Annotated in this window: 14 protein-coding genes; 7 read left to right on the top strand and 7 right to left on the bottom strand. The window is 68.8% G+C overall.

Annotation, left to right across the window (positions count from 1 at the left end; translation table 11 throughout):
• The first annotated feature begins 69 nt into the window (after positions 1-69).
• Complete coding sequence (gene mnmA / locus ACFV2X_RS13995) at positions 70-1,224, top strand: tRNA 2-thiouridine(34) synthase MnmA (protein ID WP_385615639.1); 1,155 nt, start codon at positions 70-72, stop codon at positions 1,222-1,224.
• Positions 1,225-1,724: 500 nt separating this feature from the next.
• Positions 1,725-3,146: a non-reducing end alpha-L-arabinofuranosidase family hydrolase gene (locus ACFV2X_RS13990; protein ID WP_385615636.1), complete on the top strand. Its 1,422-nt coding sequence runs from the start codon at positions 1,725-1,727 to the stop codon at positions 3,144-3,146.
• 148 nt (positions 3,147-3,294) lie between these two features.
• Here ACFV2X_RS13990 and ACFV2X_RS13985 read toward each other — a convergent pair whose 3' ends face one another.
• Together ACFV2X_RS13985 and ACFV2X_RS13980 are read right to left on the bottom strand one after the other, a co-directional pair.
• On the bottom strand, positions 3,295-3,654 hold the full coding sequence (locus ACFV2X_RS13985; RefSeq protein WP_385615633.1) for a hypothetical protein: 360 nt from the start codon (positions 3,652-3,654) through the stop codon (positions 3,295-3,297).
• 167 nt (positions 3,655-3,821) lie between these two features.
• The gene (locus ACFV2X_RS13980) at positions 3,822-4,439 is read right to left on the bottom strand and encodes a TetR/AcrR family transcriptional regulator (RefSeq protein WP_385615631.1); all 618 of its coding nucleotides are present in this window, start codon (positions 4,437-4,439) and stop codon (positions 3,822-3,824) included.
• A 104-nt stretch (positions 4,440-4,543) separates the two neighbouring features.
• On the opposite strand from ACFV2X_RS13980, the gene ACFV2X_RS13975 reads away from it, so the two are divergent.
• Positions 4,544-4,945, top strand: coding sequence for a nuclear transport factor 2 family protein (locus tag ACFV2X_RS13975; RefSeq protein ID WP_385615628.1), 402 nt, complete (start codon positions 4,544-4,546; stop codon positions 4,943-4,945).
• A 75-nt stretch (positions 4,946-5,020) separates the two neighbouring features.
• Here the strand turns inward: ACFV2X_RS13975 and ACFV2X_RS13970 are convergent, their stop codons facing one another.
• Positions 5,021-5,674 (bottom strand): phosphotransferase family protein, encoded by a 654-nt coding sequence (locus ACFV2X_RS13970; protein ID WP_385615625.1) that lies wholly within the window; start codon positions 5,672-5,674, stop codon positions 5,021-5,023.
• Between the two features lie 60 nt (positions 5,675-5,734).
• Here ACFV2X_RS13970 and ACFV2X_RS13965 point away from each other — a divergent pair, with 60 nt between their 5' ends.
• A complete protein-coding gene (locus tag ACFV2X_RS13965; protein ID WP_385615622.1) occupies positions 5,735-6,349 on the top strand; it encodes a hypothetical protein in 615 nt (204 codons plus the stop codon).
• A gap of 186 nt (positions 6,350-6,535) precedes the next feature.
• Here ACFV2X_RS13965 and ACFV2X_RS13960 read toward each other — a convergent pair whose 3' ends face one another.
• Positions 6,536-8,776, bottom strand: coding sequence for an N-acetylmuramoyl-L-alanine amidase (locus ACFV2X_RS13960; protein ID WP_385615620.1), 2,241 nt, complete (start codon positions 8,774-8,776; stop codon positions 6,536-6,538).
• Between the two features lie 348 nt (positions 8,777-9,124).
• Positions 9,125-9,760: a winged helix-turn-helix transcriptional regulator gene (locus ACFV2X_RS13955; protein ID WP_385615617.1), complete on the bottom strand. Its 636-nt coding sequence runs from the start codon at positions 9,758-9,760 to the stop codon at positions 9,125-9,127.
• A 251-nt stretch (positions 9,761-10,011) separates the two neighbouring features.
• On the opposite strand from ACFV2X_RS13955, the gene ACFV2X_RS13950 reads away from it, so the two are divergent.
• Positions 10,012-10,848, top strand: coding sequence for a maleylpyruvate isomerase N-terminal domain-containing protein (locus ACFV2X_RS13950; RefSeq protein ID WP_385615615.1), 837 nt, complete (start codon positions 10,012-10,014; stop codon positions 10,846-10,848).
• A gap of 35 nt (positions 10,849-10,883) precedes the next feature.
• Here the strand turns inward: ACFV2X_RS13950 and ACFV2X_RS13945 are convergent, their stop codons facing one another.
• Together ACFV2X_RS13945 and ACFV2X_RS13940 are read right to left on the bottom strand one after the other, a co-directional pair.
• A complete protein-coding gene (locus ACFV2X_RS13945; RefSeq protein WP_385615612.1) occupies positions 10,884-11,084 on the bottom strand; it encodes a DUF397 domain-containing protein in 201 nt (66 codons plus the stop codon).
• A gap of 12 nt (positions 11,085-11,096) precedes the next feature.
• Positions 11,097-11,951 (bottom strand): helix-turn-helix transcriptional regulator, encoded by an 855-nt coding sequence (locus ACFV2X_RS13940; protein ID WP_385615609.1) that lies wholly within the window; start codon positions 11,949-11,951, stop codon positions 11,097-11,099.
• Positions 11,952-12,110: 159 nt separating this feature from the next.
• Here ACFV2X_RS13940 and ACFV2X_RS13935 point away from each other — a divergent pair, with 159 nt between their 5' ends.
• Both ACFV2X_RS13935 and ACFV2X_RS13930 read left to right on the top strand, forming a co-directional pair.
• Positions 12,111-12,572, top strand: coding sequence for an ATP-binding protein (locus ACFV2X_RS13935; protein ID WP_385615607.1), 462 nt, complete (start codon positions 12,111-12,113; stop codon positions 12,570-12,572).
• Positions 12,573-12,642: 70 nt separating this feature from the next.
• Positions 12,643-13,167 (top strand): TIGR00730 family Rossman fold protein, encoded by a 525-nt coding sequence (locus ACFV2X_RS13930; protein ID WP_385615604.1) that lies wholly within the window; start codon positions 12,643-12,645, stop codon positions 13,165-13,167.
• Positions 13,168-13,298: the final 131 nt, after the last annotated feature.

The following is a 13,298-nucleotide window of genomic DNA, read 5'->3' as shown; positions in this document are numbered from 1 at the left end:
CCCGCCGCCCTCCGTAACGATCGGCCGGGGAGTCGACCGCCCAACCCCAGGGCCTACCCTGGAGGGGTTATGAATGACTTCCCCGGTGCGCCCACAGGCCCCCGCGACGGTCGTCGTCTGCGCGTACTCGCCGCCATGTCCGGCGGCGTGGACTCCGCGGTCGCGGCGGCGCGGGCGGCCGAAGCGGGCCACGACGTGACCGGCGTCCACCTCGCCCTCTCCGCCAACCCGCAGTCCTTCCGCACCGGCGCCCGCGGCTGCTGCACCATCGAGGACTCGCGCGACGCCCGCCGGGCCGCGGACGTCATCGGCATCCCCTTCTACGTATGGGACCTCGCCGAGCGCTTCCGCGAGGACGTGGTGGACAACTTCATCGCCGAGTACGAGGCGGGGCGCACCCCCAACCCCTGCCTGCGCTGCAACGAGAAGATCAAGTTCGCGGCGCTCCTCGACAAGGCGCTGGCCCTCGGTTTCGACGCCGTCTGCACCGGCCATTACGCCACGGTCGTCCACCGCGAGGACGGCACCCGTGAGCTGCACCGGGCCTCCGATATGGCCAAGGACCAGTCGTATGTCCTCGGCGTCCTCGACGAGCGCCAGCTGGCCCACGCCATGTTCCCGCTCGGCGACACCCTCACCACCAAGGACGAGATCCGCGCCGAGGCCGAGCGGCGCGGCCTGGCCGTCGCCAAGAAGCCCGACAGCCACGACATCTGCTTCATCGCGGATGGTGACACCCAGGGCTTCCTGGCCAAGCACCTCGGCACGGCCGAGGGCGACATCGTCGACGAGGACGGCCGCAAGCTCGGCACCCACGAGGGCGCGTACGGCTTCACCATCGGCCAGCGCAAGGGCCTGCGCATCGGCCACCCCGCCCCCGACGGCAAGCCGCGCTACGTCCTGGACATTTCGCCGGTGAACAACACCGTCACCGTCGGCCCCGTCGATGCCCTCGATATCGCGTCCCTCACCGCCATCACCCCCCGCTGGTGCGGCACCCCGCCCACCGGCCCCGCCACCTACACCGCCCAACTGCGCGCCCACGGCAGCGAGACCGAGGTGACGGCGGAAGCCGTCGACGGCGAACTGCGCGTGACCTTCGCCGAGCCGGTCCGCGGCGTGGCGCCGGGGCAGGCGATCGTGCTGTACGACGGGGCGCGGGTCGTGGGATCGGCGACGATCGCGACGACGGATCGGGCGGATCGGACCACGTCGGCGCGCTGACGCCGATGGCGCCCGTGCCCCACGCTTATGCGGGCGCCGGACGGTTGGGGATTCCCCAGCCAGAAGGTTGCGTGCGCTCTGCCGCGTTGCCCCCGGCTGCGGTGCCGTGCCGTGAAAATCGGGGCAACTGGGCTGCCGGGCGCGCCCGATCAGGCTCCGCGGTCTTGACGGCGTAGTGCCACCTGATGCAATTTATGTTTCTGGTGCATCACGAGAAACTTTCCTTCGAAAAGTATCGCATTTTTGAGGACGTACGAGGGCGGCCGGCACCAGGTCCGCAGTCCGTATCGCCGGCGCCCTGAGAGCACGGATGGCTGAGCACCAGCACTGAACGGGTACGACGGTGGCCGCCGGGAATCCGCATCCGCAGCGTCCCGCGCGTGCCCCGGTCTGCGTCCCGGTACCCACGAACCGCCGCGCATCGCACCACATCGACAGTCCGGACGGCCTCTGACGGGGGCGACCGGAAACCCGCTCACTCAAGGAAGCATGAGGTCCCCATGCGCAGATTGAGTTTCAGCCGCAGACGTATGTCCGTGGTGCTCGCCGCTACGGTTACGGCCCTGATCTCGTTAGCGGCGATGCTCGTCGCCAGTCCGGCTCAGGCGGCCGTCAGCGGCGCCTTGCGCGGTGCCGGTTCCGGCCGGTGTCTCGATGTGCCGGGTGCCAGCCAGGCCGAGGGCACAAACGTGCAGATCTGGGACTGCATCGGCGGGGTCAATCAGCAGTGGGCGCTGACGGACAGTAACCAGCTTACGGTGTACGGCAACAAGTGCCTGGACGTCCCGGGCCACGCCAACACGGCCGGTACCCGGCCGGTGATCTGGGCCTGTAACGGCGGTACGAACCAGCAGTGGCGGGTGAACTCCGACGGCACGATCGTCGCCGTGGAGTCCGGGCTGTGCCTGGACGTGTCGGGCGGCGCTACGGCCAACGGCACGGCGGTGCAGCTCTGGCCGTGCAGCGGCACCAGCAACCAGAAGTGGACCGGCCTGTCCGGAGGGGGCGGCACGTGTTCCCTTCCGTCGACGTACCGGTGGTCCTCGACGGGCTCGTTGGCGCAGCCGGCGAACGGGTGGAACTCGCTGAAGGACTTCACCAACGTGGTGTACAACGGCAAGCACCTGGTCTACGGCTCGAACGTGTCAGGGGGGACGTCGTACGGCTCGATGGCGTTCAGTCCCTTCACGAACTGGTCGGACATGGCGTCGACCGGCCAGACCGGGATGAGCCAGGCCGCGGTGGCGCCCACGCTGATCTACTTCGCGCCCAAGAACATCTGGGTGCTGGCCTCCCAGTGGGGTGCCTCGCCCTTCATCTACCGCACCTCCAGCGACCCCACCAACCCCAACGGCTGGTCCTCCCCGCAGCCGCTGTTCACCGGCGGCATTCCCAACGGCGGCCCGCTCGACCAGACCCTGATCGCCGACGACAAGACCATGTACATGTTCTTCGCCGGCGACAACGGCAACATCTACCAGGCGAGCATGCCGATCGGGGACTTCCCGGGCAGCTTCGGCTCCTCGTACAAGACGATCATGACCGACACGACGGCCAATCTGTTCGAGGCACCGGAGGTCTACAAGGTCCAGGGCCAGAACCAGTACCTCATGATCGTCGAGGCAATGGGTGCCAACGGGCGCTTCTTCCGCTCGTTCACCGCCTCCAGCCTGAACGGTCCGTGGACCCCGCAGGCCGCCACCGAGTCCAACCCCTTCGCAGGCAAGGCCAACAGCGGTGCCACCTGGACCAACGACATCAGCCACGGTGACCTGGTCCGCACCAACCCCGACCAGACCAAGACCATCGACCCCTGCAACCTGCAGTTCCTCTACCAGGGCCTGTCCCCCGCCGCCGTCACCCCGGGCATGCCCTACAACGAGCTGCCCTGGCGGCCGGGCGTGCTGACCCTGCAACGCTGACCAGCCCACGGTGATCGCTATGTGGTGCGGTCCGCCGACGCGTGGACGAGCGGTTTACGGCGTGGGCAACTTCACCTGCTGACCGATACTCACCGCCTTGAGGAACCCCAGCCGCGCGTCGGCCGGGGTTCCTCTCTTTCGTGGACGTTCATCGTGACCTGCGGCAATGGTGCGCAGCTCGCTCAGATGCCCGACGATAGCCAGTAGGCGACGAGTTCCCCTGGGCGGGTGACCGATCGGTCTTCGGGTCCCAGTCGACCGCGGCGGTGACCTGGAAGGTGACGGGGTCGAGCAGTACGTTGTTGGGCCCGTAGTCGCCGTGCACCAACACCTTGCCCTCGTCGCGGGCGCCCACCTCATGGACGCGCCGCAGCAGTTCCCCGCAGGCCTCCAGCACCTCCACGGCGTGTCCGGGTGGCACGGGGAGCCGGCCCCGGAGCCGGGTCAACAGCGTGCGCTCACGGTCGAGCCCGAGCTCGGCGTCCGGACCTTCGTAGGTCTTCCGCACGACGGCTCCTCGACGCGTGAGCGGCGAAGACACCTCGCCGCGGTCGCTCTCCTCCTGGGCGCCGCCATATCCTTGACCGCCTGCGGTGAGCAGCGCGGCACGGACCCGGGGGCCATCGCCCCGAACCCGCCCACGAGCTCCGGCCCGGCTTCCTCCGGCGCCTCGCCCTACGTGGAGCCCGGAGCGGGCGACGGCGCCCCCGTTTGGGCGCCCGCGAAGCCGCGCCACTGGACGCGCAGCAGCTGCCGTGCGTGATCCGCGCTACTGCCGGCAAGAGCCGCCGCGTTCGTCAGCGCGAGCATGTCGTCCACCGTCAGGTCCGTATCAACGGCCCCGTCGCGTTGGGCTCTCGCGAGCAGCTTCTGCGCGGTCGAGCGCATGGACGTGTGCCAGTGGTCGAACAACGTGGTGCGCCGCTGGGCGCTGTCCGCGGTCCCGGCCAACGCCAAGGCGCGTTTCGTGGCGACGTGGACGACGAAGCTGTCCAGCCAGGTGAACAGCGCCTCAGCCGCCGACTCGGATTCCAGCAGGTCGGCGCCCTGCTCACAGAGGAACGTCACCTCATCCGCGTACACCGCGACGATCAGGTCCTGACGGGTGGGGAAATGGCGATAGAGCGTCGCGTTGCCGACACCCGCCCGGCGCGCCACCTCGTCCAGCGCGATGTCGGGGCCGTGCGCGTCGAAGAGCGCCTTCGCCGCGGCGAGCAGCGACTGGACGCTCCTTGCCGCGTCTGCCCTGCGCGGTCGCGGTCGCGGGGCCATCGGCGGATCCGGATGCGTCATTGCCGTGCTCCCATGCTCTCTGGTTGCGATATGGGGATGTCCCCGCTTACGGTATCGCGCAGTGAAACGGGGAGCTCCCCACATCGGCTCGCAAAGGATCGCCCATGACTCTTACCTGCGAAGACCGCTGCGCCATCACCGAGCTGATCGCGCTGCACGGGCATCTCTGCGACAGCGGAGAACTCGACCGCCTGGACGAGGTGTTCACCACGGACGTCGTCTACGACGTCACGGATTTCGGGCAGGAAGTCCTGAAGGGAGTAGAGGCGTGCGCCGAGGCCGGGCGCGCTCTGGGCGAGTTGAACCCGGTCGGACACCATGTCACGAACACCGTCCTGAGCGAGCAGACCGACGGCCGCGTGCGCGCGTGCTCCAAGGGAATCGGCGTCTACGCCGATGGCACGACCGGGAGCGTGACGTATGAGGACATCGTTGTGCGCGTGGACCAGGGCTGGCGGATCAGCCACCGAAAGCTGCTCGCGCGACGGGTTCCCCTGGGCGGGTGATGGCCGGCCTTTGCCGACCGGAGGCCGGTGAGACCTGTGGCGACGGCCGGCCGTCCCGGTTCGCGCGCTCCCGGGCTACTCCTGCCAACCCGCCGTCACAACGGCGCGCTCCCGCCACAGCGACACACCCGGGCCATTAGGCTCCCAGCGATGGCAGAACTCCCGCAGGGACTCGCATCTGGCCACCATGGCGGCCCGGCGGACCGGCCACGGCGGCACCGCATCCCCGCCATAGGCGCGGAAGAAGCCGTCGAGGGCGTGGCGGTGCCCGGGGTGGTGCATCCGTACGATCCACTCGCACCAGGCCAGGTCCTCGACCGGTTCCCCGAGGTGGGCGAACTCCCAGTCGACCACGGCGGTGACCTGGAAGGTGACCGGGGCGAGCAGCACGTTGTTGGGCCCGTAGTCGCCGTGCACCAACACCCTGCCCTCGTCGCGGACGCCCACCCCATGGATACGGCGCAGCAGCTCCCCGCACGCCTCCAGGACCTCCACGGCGTGTCCGGCGTCCAACAGTTCCTGGCCGGGTGCGCCGGTCATGAAGCCGAGCGTGAGGGTGCCGGCGTCCGCCGCGTGCACGGGTGGCACGGGGAGCCGTCCCCGGAGCCGGGCCAACAGCGTGCGCTCGCGGTCGAGCCTGAGCTCGGCATCCGGACCTTTGTAGGTCTTCTTCACGACGGCGCCGTCGCCGAGGGTGCGGTTGGTGTAGCCGTGCTTCAGTGGACGCATCCCCCGATGGTCAGCCACGAGCCAGTACGCCGCTACCCAGTTCGTGGCAGAGTCATGACCATGTTGACCTCGACGCGTGAGCGGCGAAGACACTTCGCCGCAGTCGCTCTCCTCCTGGGCGCCGCGATATCCCTGACCGCCTGCGGAGAGCAGCGCGGCACGGACCCGGCGGCCGGCGCCCCGGCCTCGCTCCCGGCCCCGCCTCCGAGTTCCAGTCCGGCTTCCTCCGGAGCCTCCCCCTATGTGGAGCCCGGAGCAGGCGACGGCGCCCCGCACTACAACGAGAACAACGCCGGCCGCCGCCCCGGTGAGATGTCCGTCGACAGCGCGGAGGACGCGCGCAAGGAGGCCGCCCGCATCGAGCCCGTGCTCAGGCGGCTCTGGAAAGAGAAGAAGTGGGACGTCAAGACCGTGCGCGCGGCGATGCTGGAGCTCGGGTACGAGGAGGAGCGGACCGGGGCCGGGGGCAAGCGGCTCGGTGGGACGCTCAGCGTGAGAGGGATGGAACCGCGCTACGAGACCGACCACTACGTGACGCCCGAGGGCGCCCGGGTCGGCCTGCGCGTCCATGACGACGCCTGCGTCACGGCCTTCGTACAGAAGACCAACTACCAGGTGCGGACGAACGGCCCGTACTTGGAGACCGGCTGCTTCGAGCCGCCCTTCGCCCACTGAGAAACGAGTCTGCAGTCCCGGCAGCGGCCCGCGCGGGGTGAGCTGAAGGCTCGGTCGTAGCCGTCGCAGTTCTGCAGCGGGACGACCGGCGGGTGAACGTGATTCCTTGAACGGAGCGGGGCGCGGCCGAGCATCGGCCGCGCCCCATCGGCCGCGCCCCGCTCTCGCGGGCCGGGCGCGGCTGGGCTACTTGATGTAGACCAGGCCGTCGGTGGTGACGGTCGGGCGTCCGCTGGTGCCGACGACGACGATCTTGACGGTGTGCTTGGCACTGGTGGACCAGGACTTCGTCCAGATGGCGTTGCGGTACATCGTCGAGGAGGAGCGCAGGTCGACGGTGGCGGTCTTGATGCCGTCCACATAGACGTACGCCTGGCCGGAGGTTGATGCCCGGGAGACCGTCCAGGCCGCGGAACGGCCGGTGAAGGTCCAGGTCAGGCTGGCGCCCTTGCTGCCGCTCGAGTACGACTTGCCGCCCAGGTAGCTGGTGGAGGATCTGGTCGTCCAGCTACCGGACTTCACCGCCGAGGACTCCTGGAGGATGACGGGCGTGTAGGAGGGCGAGGAGGTGCGGTAGTTGCCCGCGTAGTCGTAGGCGCGCATGGACCAGGTGGAGGCGGTGCCGGACGCGGCCGTGCGGTTGGAAGTCGTGGTCGTCGGGCCGAACGTCGCGGTGGTCGGGGACAGCAGCTTGACCTCCCGCAGAGCGGCGTCGTCGGTTGCCTTCCAGTCCAGGCGGACCGGGACCGCGGTGGTGTTGACCGTGCCTGTCCGCAGGGTGAGCTTCGGCGCCGTGGTGAAGGTCGGGGCGGTGGTCTCGGCGATGGCGGTGGTGGCGGCGGTGGTCGCCGTCTTCCCCGACTGGTGCACGGCCCGTACCGCGACCTTGTGGGTGCCCAGCGCCAGGGTGGTCGACGCGGAGGTGCTGGTACCGGAGGTGGTGGCGACGACCTTGCCGTCGACCAGCAGCTCGTACCTCTTGATCAGGGCTGCGGGAGTGGTGGCCGACCAGTGAACGGTGATGCCGGACTTGGTGTAGTAGGCCGAGTTGTACAGGCCGGCCCCGGATACCGAGGTGATCTTCAAACCGGCGACGGGGCCGGATGCCCAGCTGCGGATGGTGGGCAGTTGGGCGTACAGCGAGCTGCCGGGGCACTCGGTGTTGTAGCCGTCGCGGTGTCCGGAGATCCGGTTGAAGGTGTACTTCGCGTCGGCCGTGTAGCTGGTGCCGAAGTAGTTCTTCTGGGTCGCCCCAGCGGTGAGCTGGACGGTGCCGGCGGGGTCGGCGCCGTACTGGCCGAGCTTCCATCCGGCCAGCCGGGCGATCGACGTCAGTGCGTCCGTGGACGCGCCGGTGGAGGTGTAATTGCCCAGGACGGCGATGCCGGCGCTCTCGCGGTTCCAGCCGTAGGTGTGCGCGCCGAGTACCGGCATGTCGACGCCGCCTGCGCGGCCTTCGAAGATGGTGCCGCACTTGTCGACCAGGAAGTTGTACCCGATGTCATTCCAGCCGTTGGTCTTGACGTGGTAGATGTAAATGCCACGCACAATCGAGGCGGAGTCTGCGCAGCTGTAGTCGTTGGTCCCGTCCGTGTGGTGGACGAAGACCGATTTGACGTCAGTGTTGTACGTCGGAGGGTCTTCCGGCGTGATGCCCGTGGTGTCGGCGCCCCATGTGGTACGCGAGACGATCGGCGGCTCGGGCACGGTGGAGGGCGGCCCGCTGGTGGGGGTGGCGCTCGGCGAGGGTGAGGTCGTCGCCGAGTCGCTCGGCGAGGCGGACGGGGTGTCGCTGGTCGTGGCCTGGGTCGGCGTGTCGCTCGGTGAGGGGGAGTCCGTCGCCGTGGTGGGGGTGTCGGTCGCCGCGTCTGTGGGTGTGCCGGTAGGCGTATCGGCCGGTGTCGCGCTGTCCGAGGCGGAGGCGGAGGCGCTGGGATCATCGAGGGTGTACGCGGCCGGGGCGGGGTCGGCGGTGGCGGCCTTTCCGGGGTCCACCAGATCGAGGCGCAGACCGTGCGGCAGGGTGGCCGAGGTCTTGCTGCCCGCCAGGACGCGCAACTGGACGCCGTTGGAAGGCCCGACCCAGTAGGGCTCGGTCGCTCCCCGCTCGCCCTTCGTTGGGACATCCCCCCGGGCGTCATTGTTTCCCACGGTGAACCACTGCGACCACGCCCCGGTCTTCGCGTCACGGGTGCGCGCTTCGACCTTCTTGGGCGCCTTGGCCCTGGGGTTGGTCCAGCTCACTCCGAGCAGACTGAAGGGTTCGGTGGAACGATTTCCCAGCGTCACGTCCCCGTCCGCGCCGGGCTTCAAGGCGATGCGGTGGACAGCGGCCTTGACCGGCCCGGAAGTCGCTGCCCTTCCGGTGTCCGCCGAGCCGTCGGCCAGTCCTTCGAAGACGAGCACCCCCGCCAGACCGACTGTCACTGCGGCAGCCGTTCCCCATATGCGTCGTGATCTCAACGTTCTCTCCCAGCCCACGGTTGTCCGGGCGGTCCGGTGGCCCGCTCGGGGGCGGGCCGGCTATCTGGTCAGGCGTGAACGGTCGTCGTGACCGCTGCCGCGTGTGGGGGGAAGCGGATTGAGTTGTTCCGGTAACTGCATTGGGCAGCTTATGGGGCTGGAAGGTCACTTTGCCGGGTCATCTGGGTGATGCCCGTCACTCATCGGTGTGAGTCGCGGCATACGAGGGGCCCCGATCGCCTGGCCGTGTCCGCCCTGCACCGTTGAGGTGCGTGATGCGGCGAGCGGTCATCGGCGCACGGACCTTCCGCCTCAGGCGCGTCGGGGGTTGAAGACGGCTCGTACGGCAGCTTCATCGCCTTCGATGTCGACGAGCCCAGGGGTGTCGTCGAGGGTGAGCGCACCCGCTGCCAACCCGAGAACGATCGAGGCGTCAGCGCGCAAGACGGCATCGAGATCGCGACCATCATGCAGGCTCACCTCTGTGCCCGACCGTGTCGCACGCACCTGGAGCAGCCGGTCGTCGACCGGGAGGATCCCGACCGTCGATGACCTACCTGCGGCCGCCCTGCCGCCGATGAGGGCTGAGAGAGCCAGGACGAGCCATTCGGCGCGGAAGCGGTCGCCGCCTGGCCCGCGCGCCATGAGTGGCGTGGACCAGCGGATGAGGCTCTCGACTGGCTCCCGGAGCTCGGCGCCCCATGGGGTGAGGGCGTACACGATGGCATTGCCGCCGTCAGCCAGCCGCCGCTCGACCACTCCGGCGGTCTCGAGGTCGCGGAGACGGTCGGCGAGCAGGTTCGTGGCCACGCCGGGGAGCCCATCGAGCAGCTCGCGGTAGCGGGCGGGAGCGATAAGGAGCTCGCGGACGATGAGCAGATTCCACCGGTCGCCCACGACATCGAGCGCCCGGGCGAGACCGCAGTACTGGCCGTAGCTTCGACTCATTCCTGCACTTTACATTCTCAAGTCCGCCTGACAATATCCAGCATCCTGGCGAGAGGAGCGTGGCCATGGCAGACGCGGGACGGCCCGCGTGGGTCAACGCCGACGCTGCTTCTGCTGCATGGCAACCCGACATGGTCGTTCGTGTGTCGCGACGTGATCAGCGCCCTGCGCTCCGCCACGGGACGGAATCGATGACGGACACCCCGTGCCTCGGACGAGGGCCGGACTCTGATGCCCAGAAAGGTGCTGACATGCTCCCTGCTGCGACGCGCGGTGGTGCACCCGATGCGATGGCCCAGGCTCGTGCGGCGCTGCGGGACGTTGTCCCCCGCCTTGTCGCACTTGTGCGGAGCGCCCCTGACGCCAACGCCGCGTCGGTCGGCACTTGGACGGTGGGCGATGTCGCGGCTCACCTGTCTCATGTTTTTCACTTCGACACCAATGCCGTCGCCGGAAGACCCATCCTGGAAGCGATGGTGACGAAGACCGGAATGGCCGGGGTCAACGCGAAGATGCTGGCCGAAGACGGCGAACGGGACCCGGCCGTACTCGCGGACCGCATCGACATGCTTGCAAACGAGTTCGACGATGTCGCGTCGCGTGCGCGAGCAGCCACCGTCACATGGCTGCAAGGTGTCGGACTGCCGCCTTCAGCGGTGGCGTGTCACCTGCTCGAGGAATGCCTGATCCACGGCCACGACATCGCCAAAGCCACTGGGCGGCCGTGGTCAATACAGCGTGACCACGCTCTGCTCGCGGTCGAGGGCGCCGTACTTCCGCTTATCGGGGCTCTTCCGCCCACTGCCTTCTTGAACCAGGAAAAGGCCGGATCCTTCCGAGCCCGCTTCGAACTGCGCCTGCGTGGTGGCGAACGCGCAACGATGAACTTCGATCGCGGTTCGCTGACGCTCGACGCGGGGTGCGCACGTGATGTCGACGCCCACATCTCTGCCGACCCCTCCGCTCTCATGCTGGTGTTCATCGGCCGACAAGGAATATGGAAACCGCTTCTTGAAGGGAAGCTCACCGCTTGGGGGCGTCGGCCATGGGAGCTCGCCCGCATGCTCACCGTCATAAGCCCCCCGTAGCCCGTTCGGCGTGGGCCGGCTCGTCGGGTCCGCTATCAGCGGTCCAGCAGGGGGTCGAAGCGCCCGTTCTTCACCCCGAGGACGAAGGCGCGCAGCGCGGTTCGGTCGGTGGTCAGGACGGCGCTGGGCTCGGAGCTCTCGCGTATGGCTATGCGGCTGCCGTTCACAGCGACCTCTATGCAGTTGTTGCCGCCGCCGCCGCAGAACGATGACCGCTGCCAGGTGGACTCGTGCACCGATGGCTCCTCTCACATATCGCGGGCGATGGACCGGATGAACTTCTGAGACTCGTCGGGTGGCAGCGCTGAGTCTTCCATCAGGTCCAGCAGGGCGCGATAGTTGGCGAGCGGAGTTGGCGCATCGGCGAAGTAGGGACCGTACGCCGTGTCCAACTGCACGGTGTCGAGCTGCCGTACGGGCCCTTCCGCGTACAGGATCGACTGCCCGGCGCCGTGGAAACTTTCCGCGCTGAACGGGATGACGAGCAGCGTGATGTTGTCGCGGTCGGCTGCGTCGGCCAGGTATTCGAGCTGTGTCCGGGCCACGTCCCGGCCGCCGAACTGCATGCGCAGTGCGGCTTCGTGAATGATGCCGACGTAGGGGGTTGGCTGCTCCCGGCCCAGGATGTTCTGACGTTCCAGGCGGTGTGCCACACGCAGTTCGACTTCCAGGCGCGGCAGTTTCGGAACCACTAGCTCGAAGAGCGCCCGGGCGTGTTCCTCGGTCTGGAGCAGTCCTGGCAGGTGCACAGTCTGCGCGGTGCGGATGCGCGCGGCGTGGTGCTCGATCTCGGAGATGTCCAGGAAGCCGTCCGGCAGCTTACCTCTGTACTCCACCCACCAGTCCCGGTTCCGACGACTGCCTGTCATGGAGGCCAGCGCGTTGGTCAGCGGCTCGTCCGCGCATCCGTAATTGCACGCGAGCTGGCGGACGCGCTCTTCGCTCAGCCTCGTGCGGGCGGCCTCGACGTTGGAGATCATCGTTCGGTCGGCGCCGAGCATCGTGGCCGCCTGTTGGATGGAAACCCCAGCCTGTTCGCGCATCCGCCGCAGCTCCACGGCGAGGCGGCGCTGACGGCCTGTAGGGGCGCTTCTTGGTGCCATGAGTCCTCTCTCGCTGCCCGTCCAGGCAGTCTGGCAGGGGGCGAAGTGAGGGTCTACTGAGCCGAGTTTCGTTTCACTCGTTCGTGTCTAAGTGACTCACAAGTTACTCAACGTGCTCTAGCTTGTGACCGCGAACACAACGCCCACCGGAGGTGCCACGTGACCCCGCATCCACCACCGCTGCTGTTCACCGAGCCCTGGGAGTACGAACTCCGCTTTCCCCGAGACCCCCGTGGCCCGGGCATCGTCCGGGCCACGCTGCGCGCCGTACTGACCGCTCACGGGCTGCGCGAACTGGTCGATCTGGCCTCGCTGCTCGCCTCCGAGCTGGCGACCAACTCCGTCCGCTACTCCGACGACTGCGCGTCCGTGCGGCTGCTCTGGAGGCACCCCGTGCTGCGGGTCAGCGTCACCGACACCAATCCCGAGCTCCCCGAGCCGTTCAAGCCTTCCGTCGAGGTGGACAACGGCCGGGGGTTGTTCATTCTCGACGTCCTCGCCGACCGGTGGGGTGGCTGCGCCATGGGCGAGGAGCCCTTTGGGCTCGGCGGGAAGACCGTGTGGTTCGAGCTGGCCTGGGGCGGGCCGCCGCCGACACGCGTGGCGGCGCTCGCCGCCTGAAGCGGGCGTACGTACCCCGCGCGGGCGCGGATCCGGGGCGCTGTCGGACCCTGACCGTAGAGTGGCGGGCATGAATATCTGCGTCTTCTGTTCCGCCGCCGACCTGGACGACCGCTACACCGCCCCCGCCCGCGAATTCGCCGAGCTGATCGGCAAGCGTGGCCACACGCTCGTGTGGGGCGGGTCGGACGTCGGGTTGATGAAGGTGATGGCGGACGGGGTGCAGGAGAGCGGCGGGCGGCTCGTCGGGATATCGGTGGAGTTCCTGTCCGCGAAGGCCAGGGAGAACGCCGACGAGATGGTGATCGCCAAGGATCTCGCCGAGCGGAAGGCGCAGCTGCTTGCGCGGGCGGACGCGGTGGTGGTCATGGTGGGCGGCACAGGGACGCTGGACGAGGCCACCGAGATCCTGGAGCTGAAGAAGCACGGCCTGCACATCAAGCCGGTGGTGCTGCTCAACACGGCGGGCTTCTACGACGGGCTGAAGCAGCAGTTCCAGCGGATGGAGGACGAGGGCTTCCTGCCGCTCCCGCTCAGCGAGCTGGTCTTCTTCGCGGAGAGCGGCGCGGACGCGATGGCGCACCTGGAGCAGTGACAGCCGTGAGCGTGGGGGCCCCGGGGGGGGGCCCCCCGCCCCGGCCACCGGGGGCGGCGGCGCCGGCCCCCCCCGGAAAAAGGGGCCGTGGCCGGGTCAGCCCCGGCCCCCCGAATGCGGGCCCGGACCCC

Origin of the sequence: Streptomyces sp. NPDC059679, from assembly GCF_042734105.1 — a bacterium.
Classification (GTDB): Bacteria; Actinomycetota; Actinomycetes; order Streptomycetales; family Streptomycetaceae; genus Streptomyces.
This window is presented reverse-complemented; position numbering and strand designations above follow the sequence as displayed.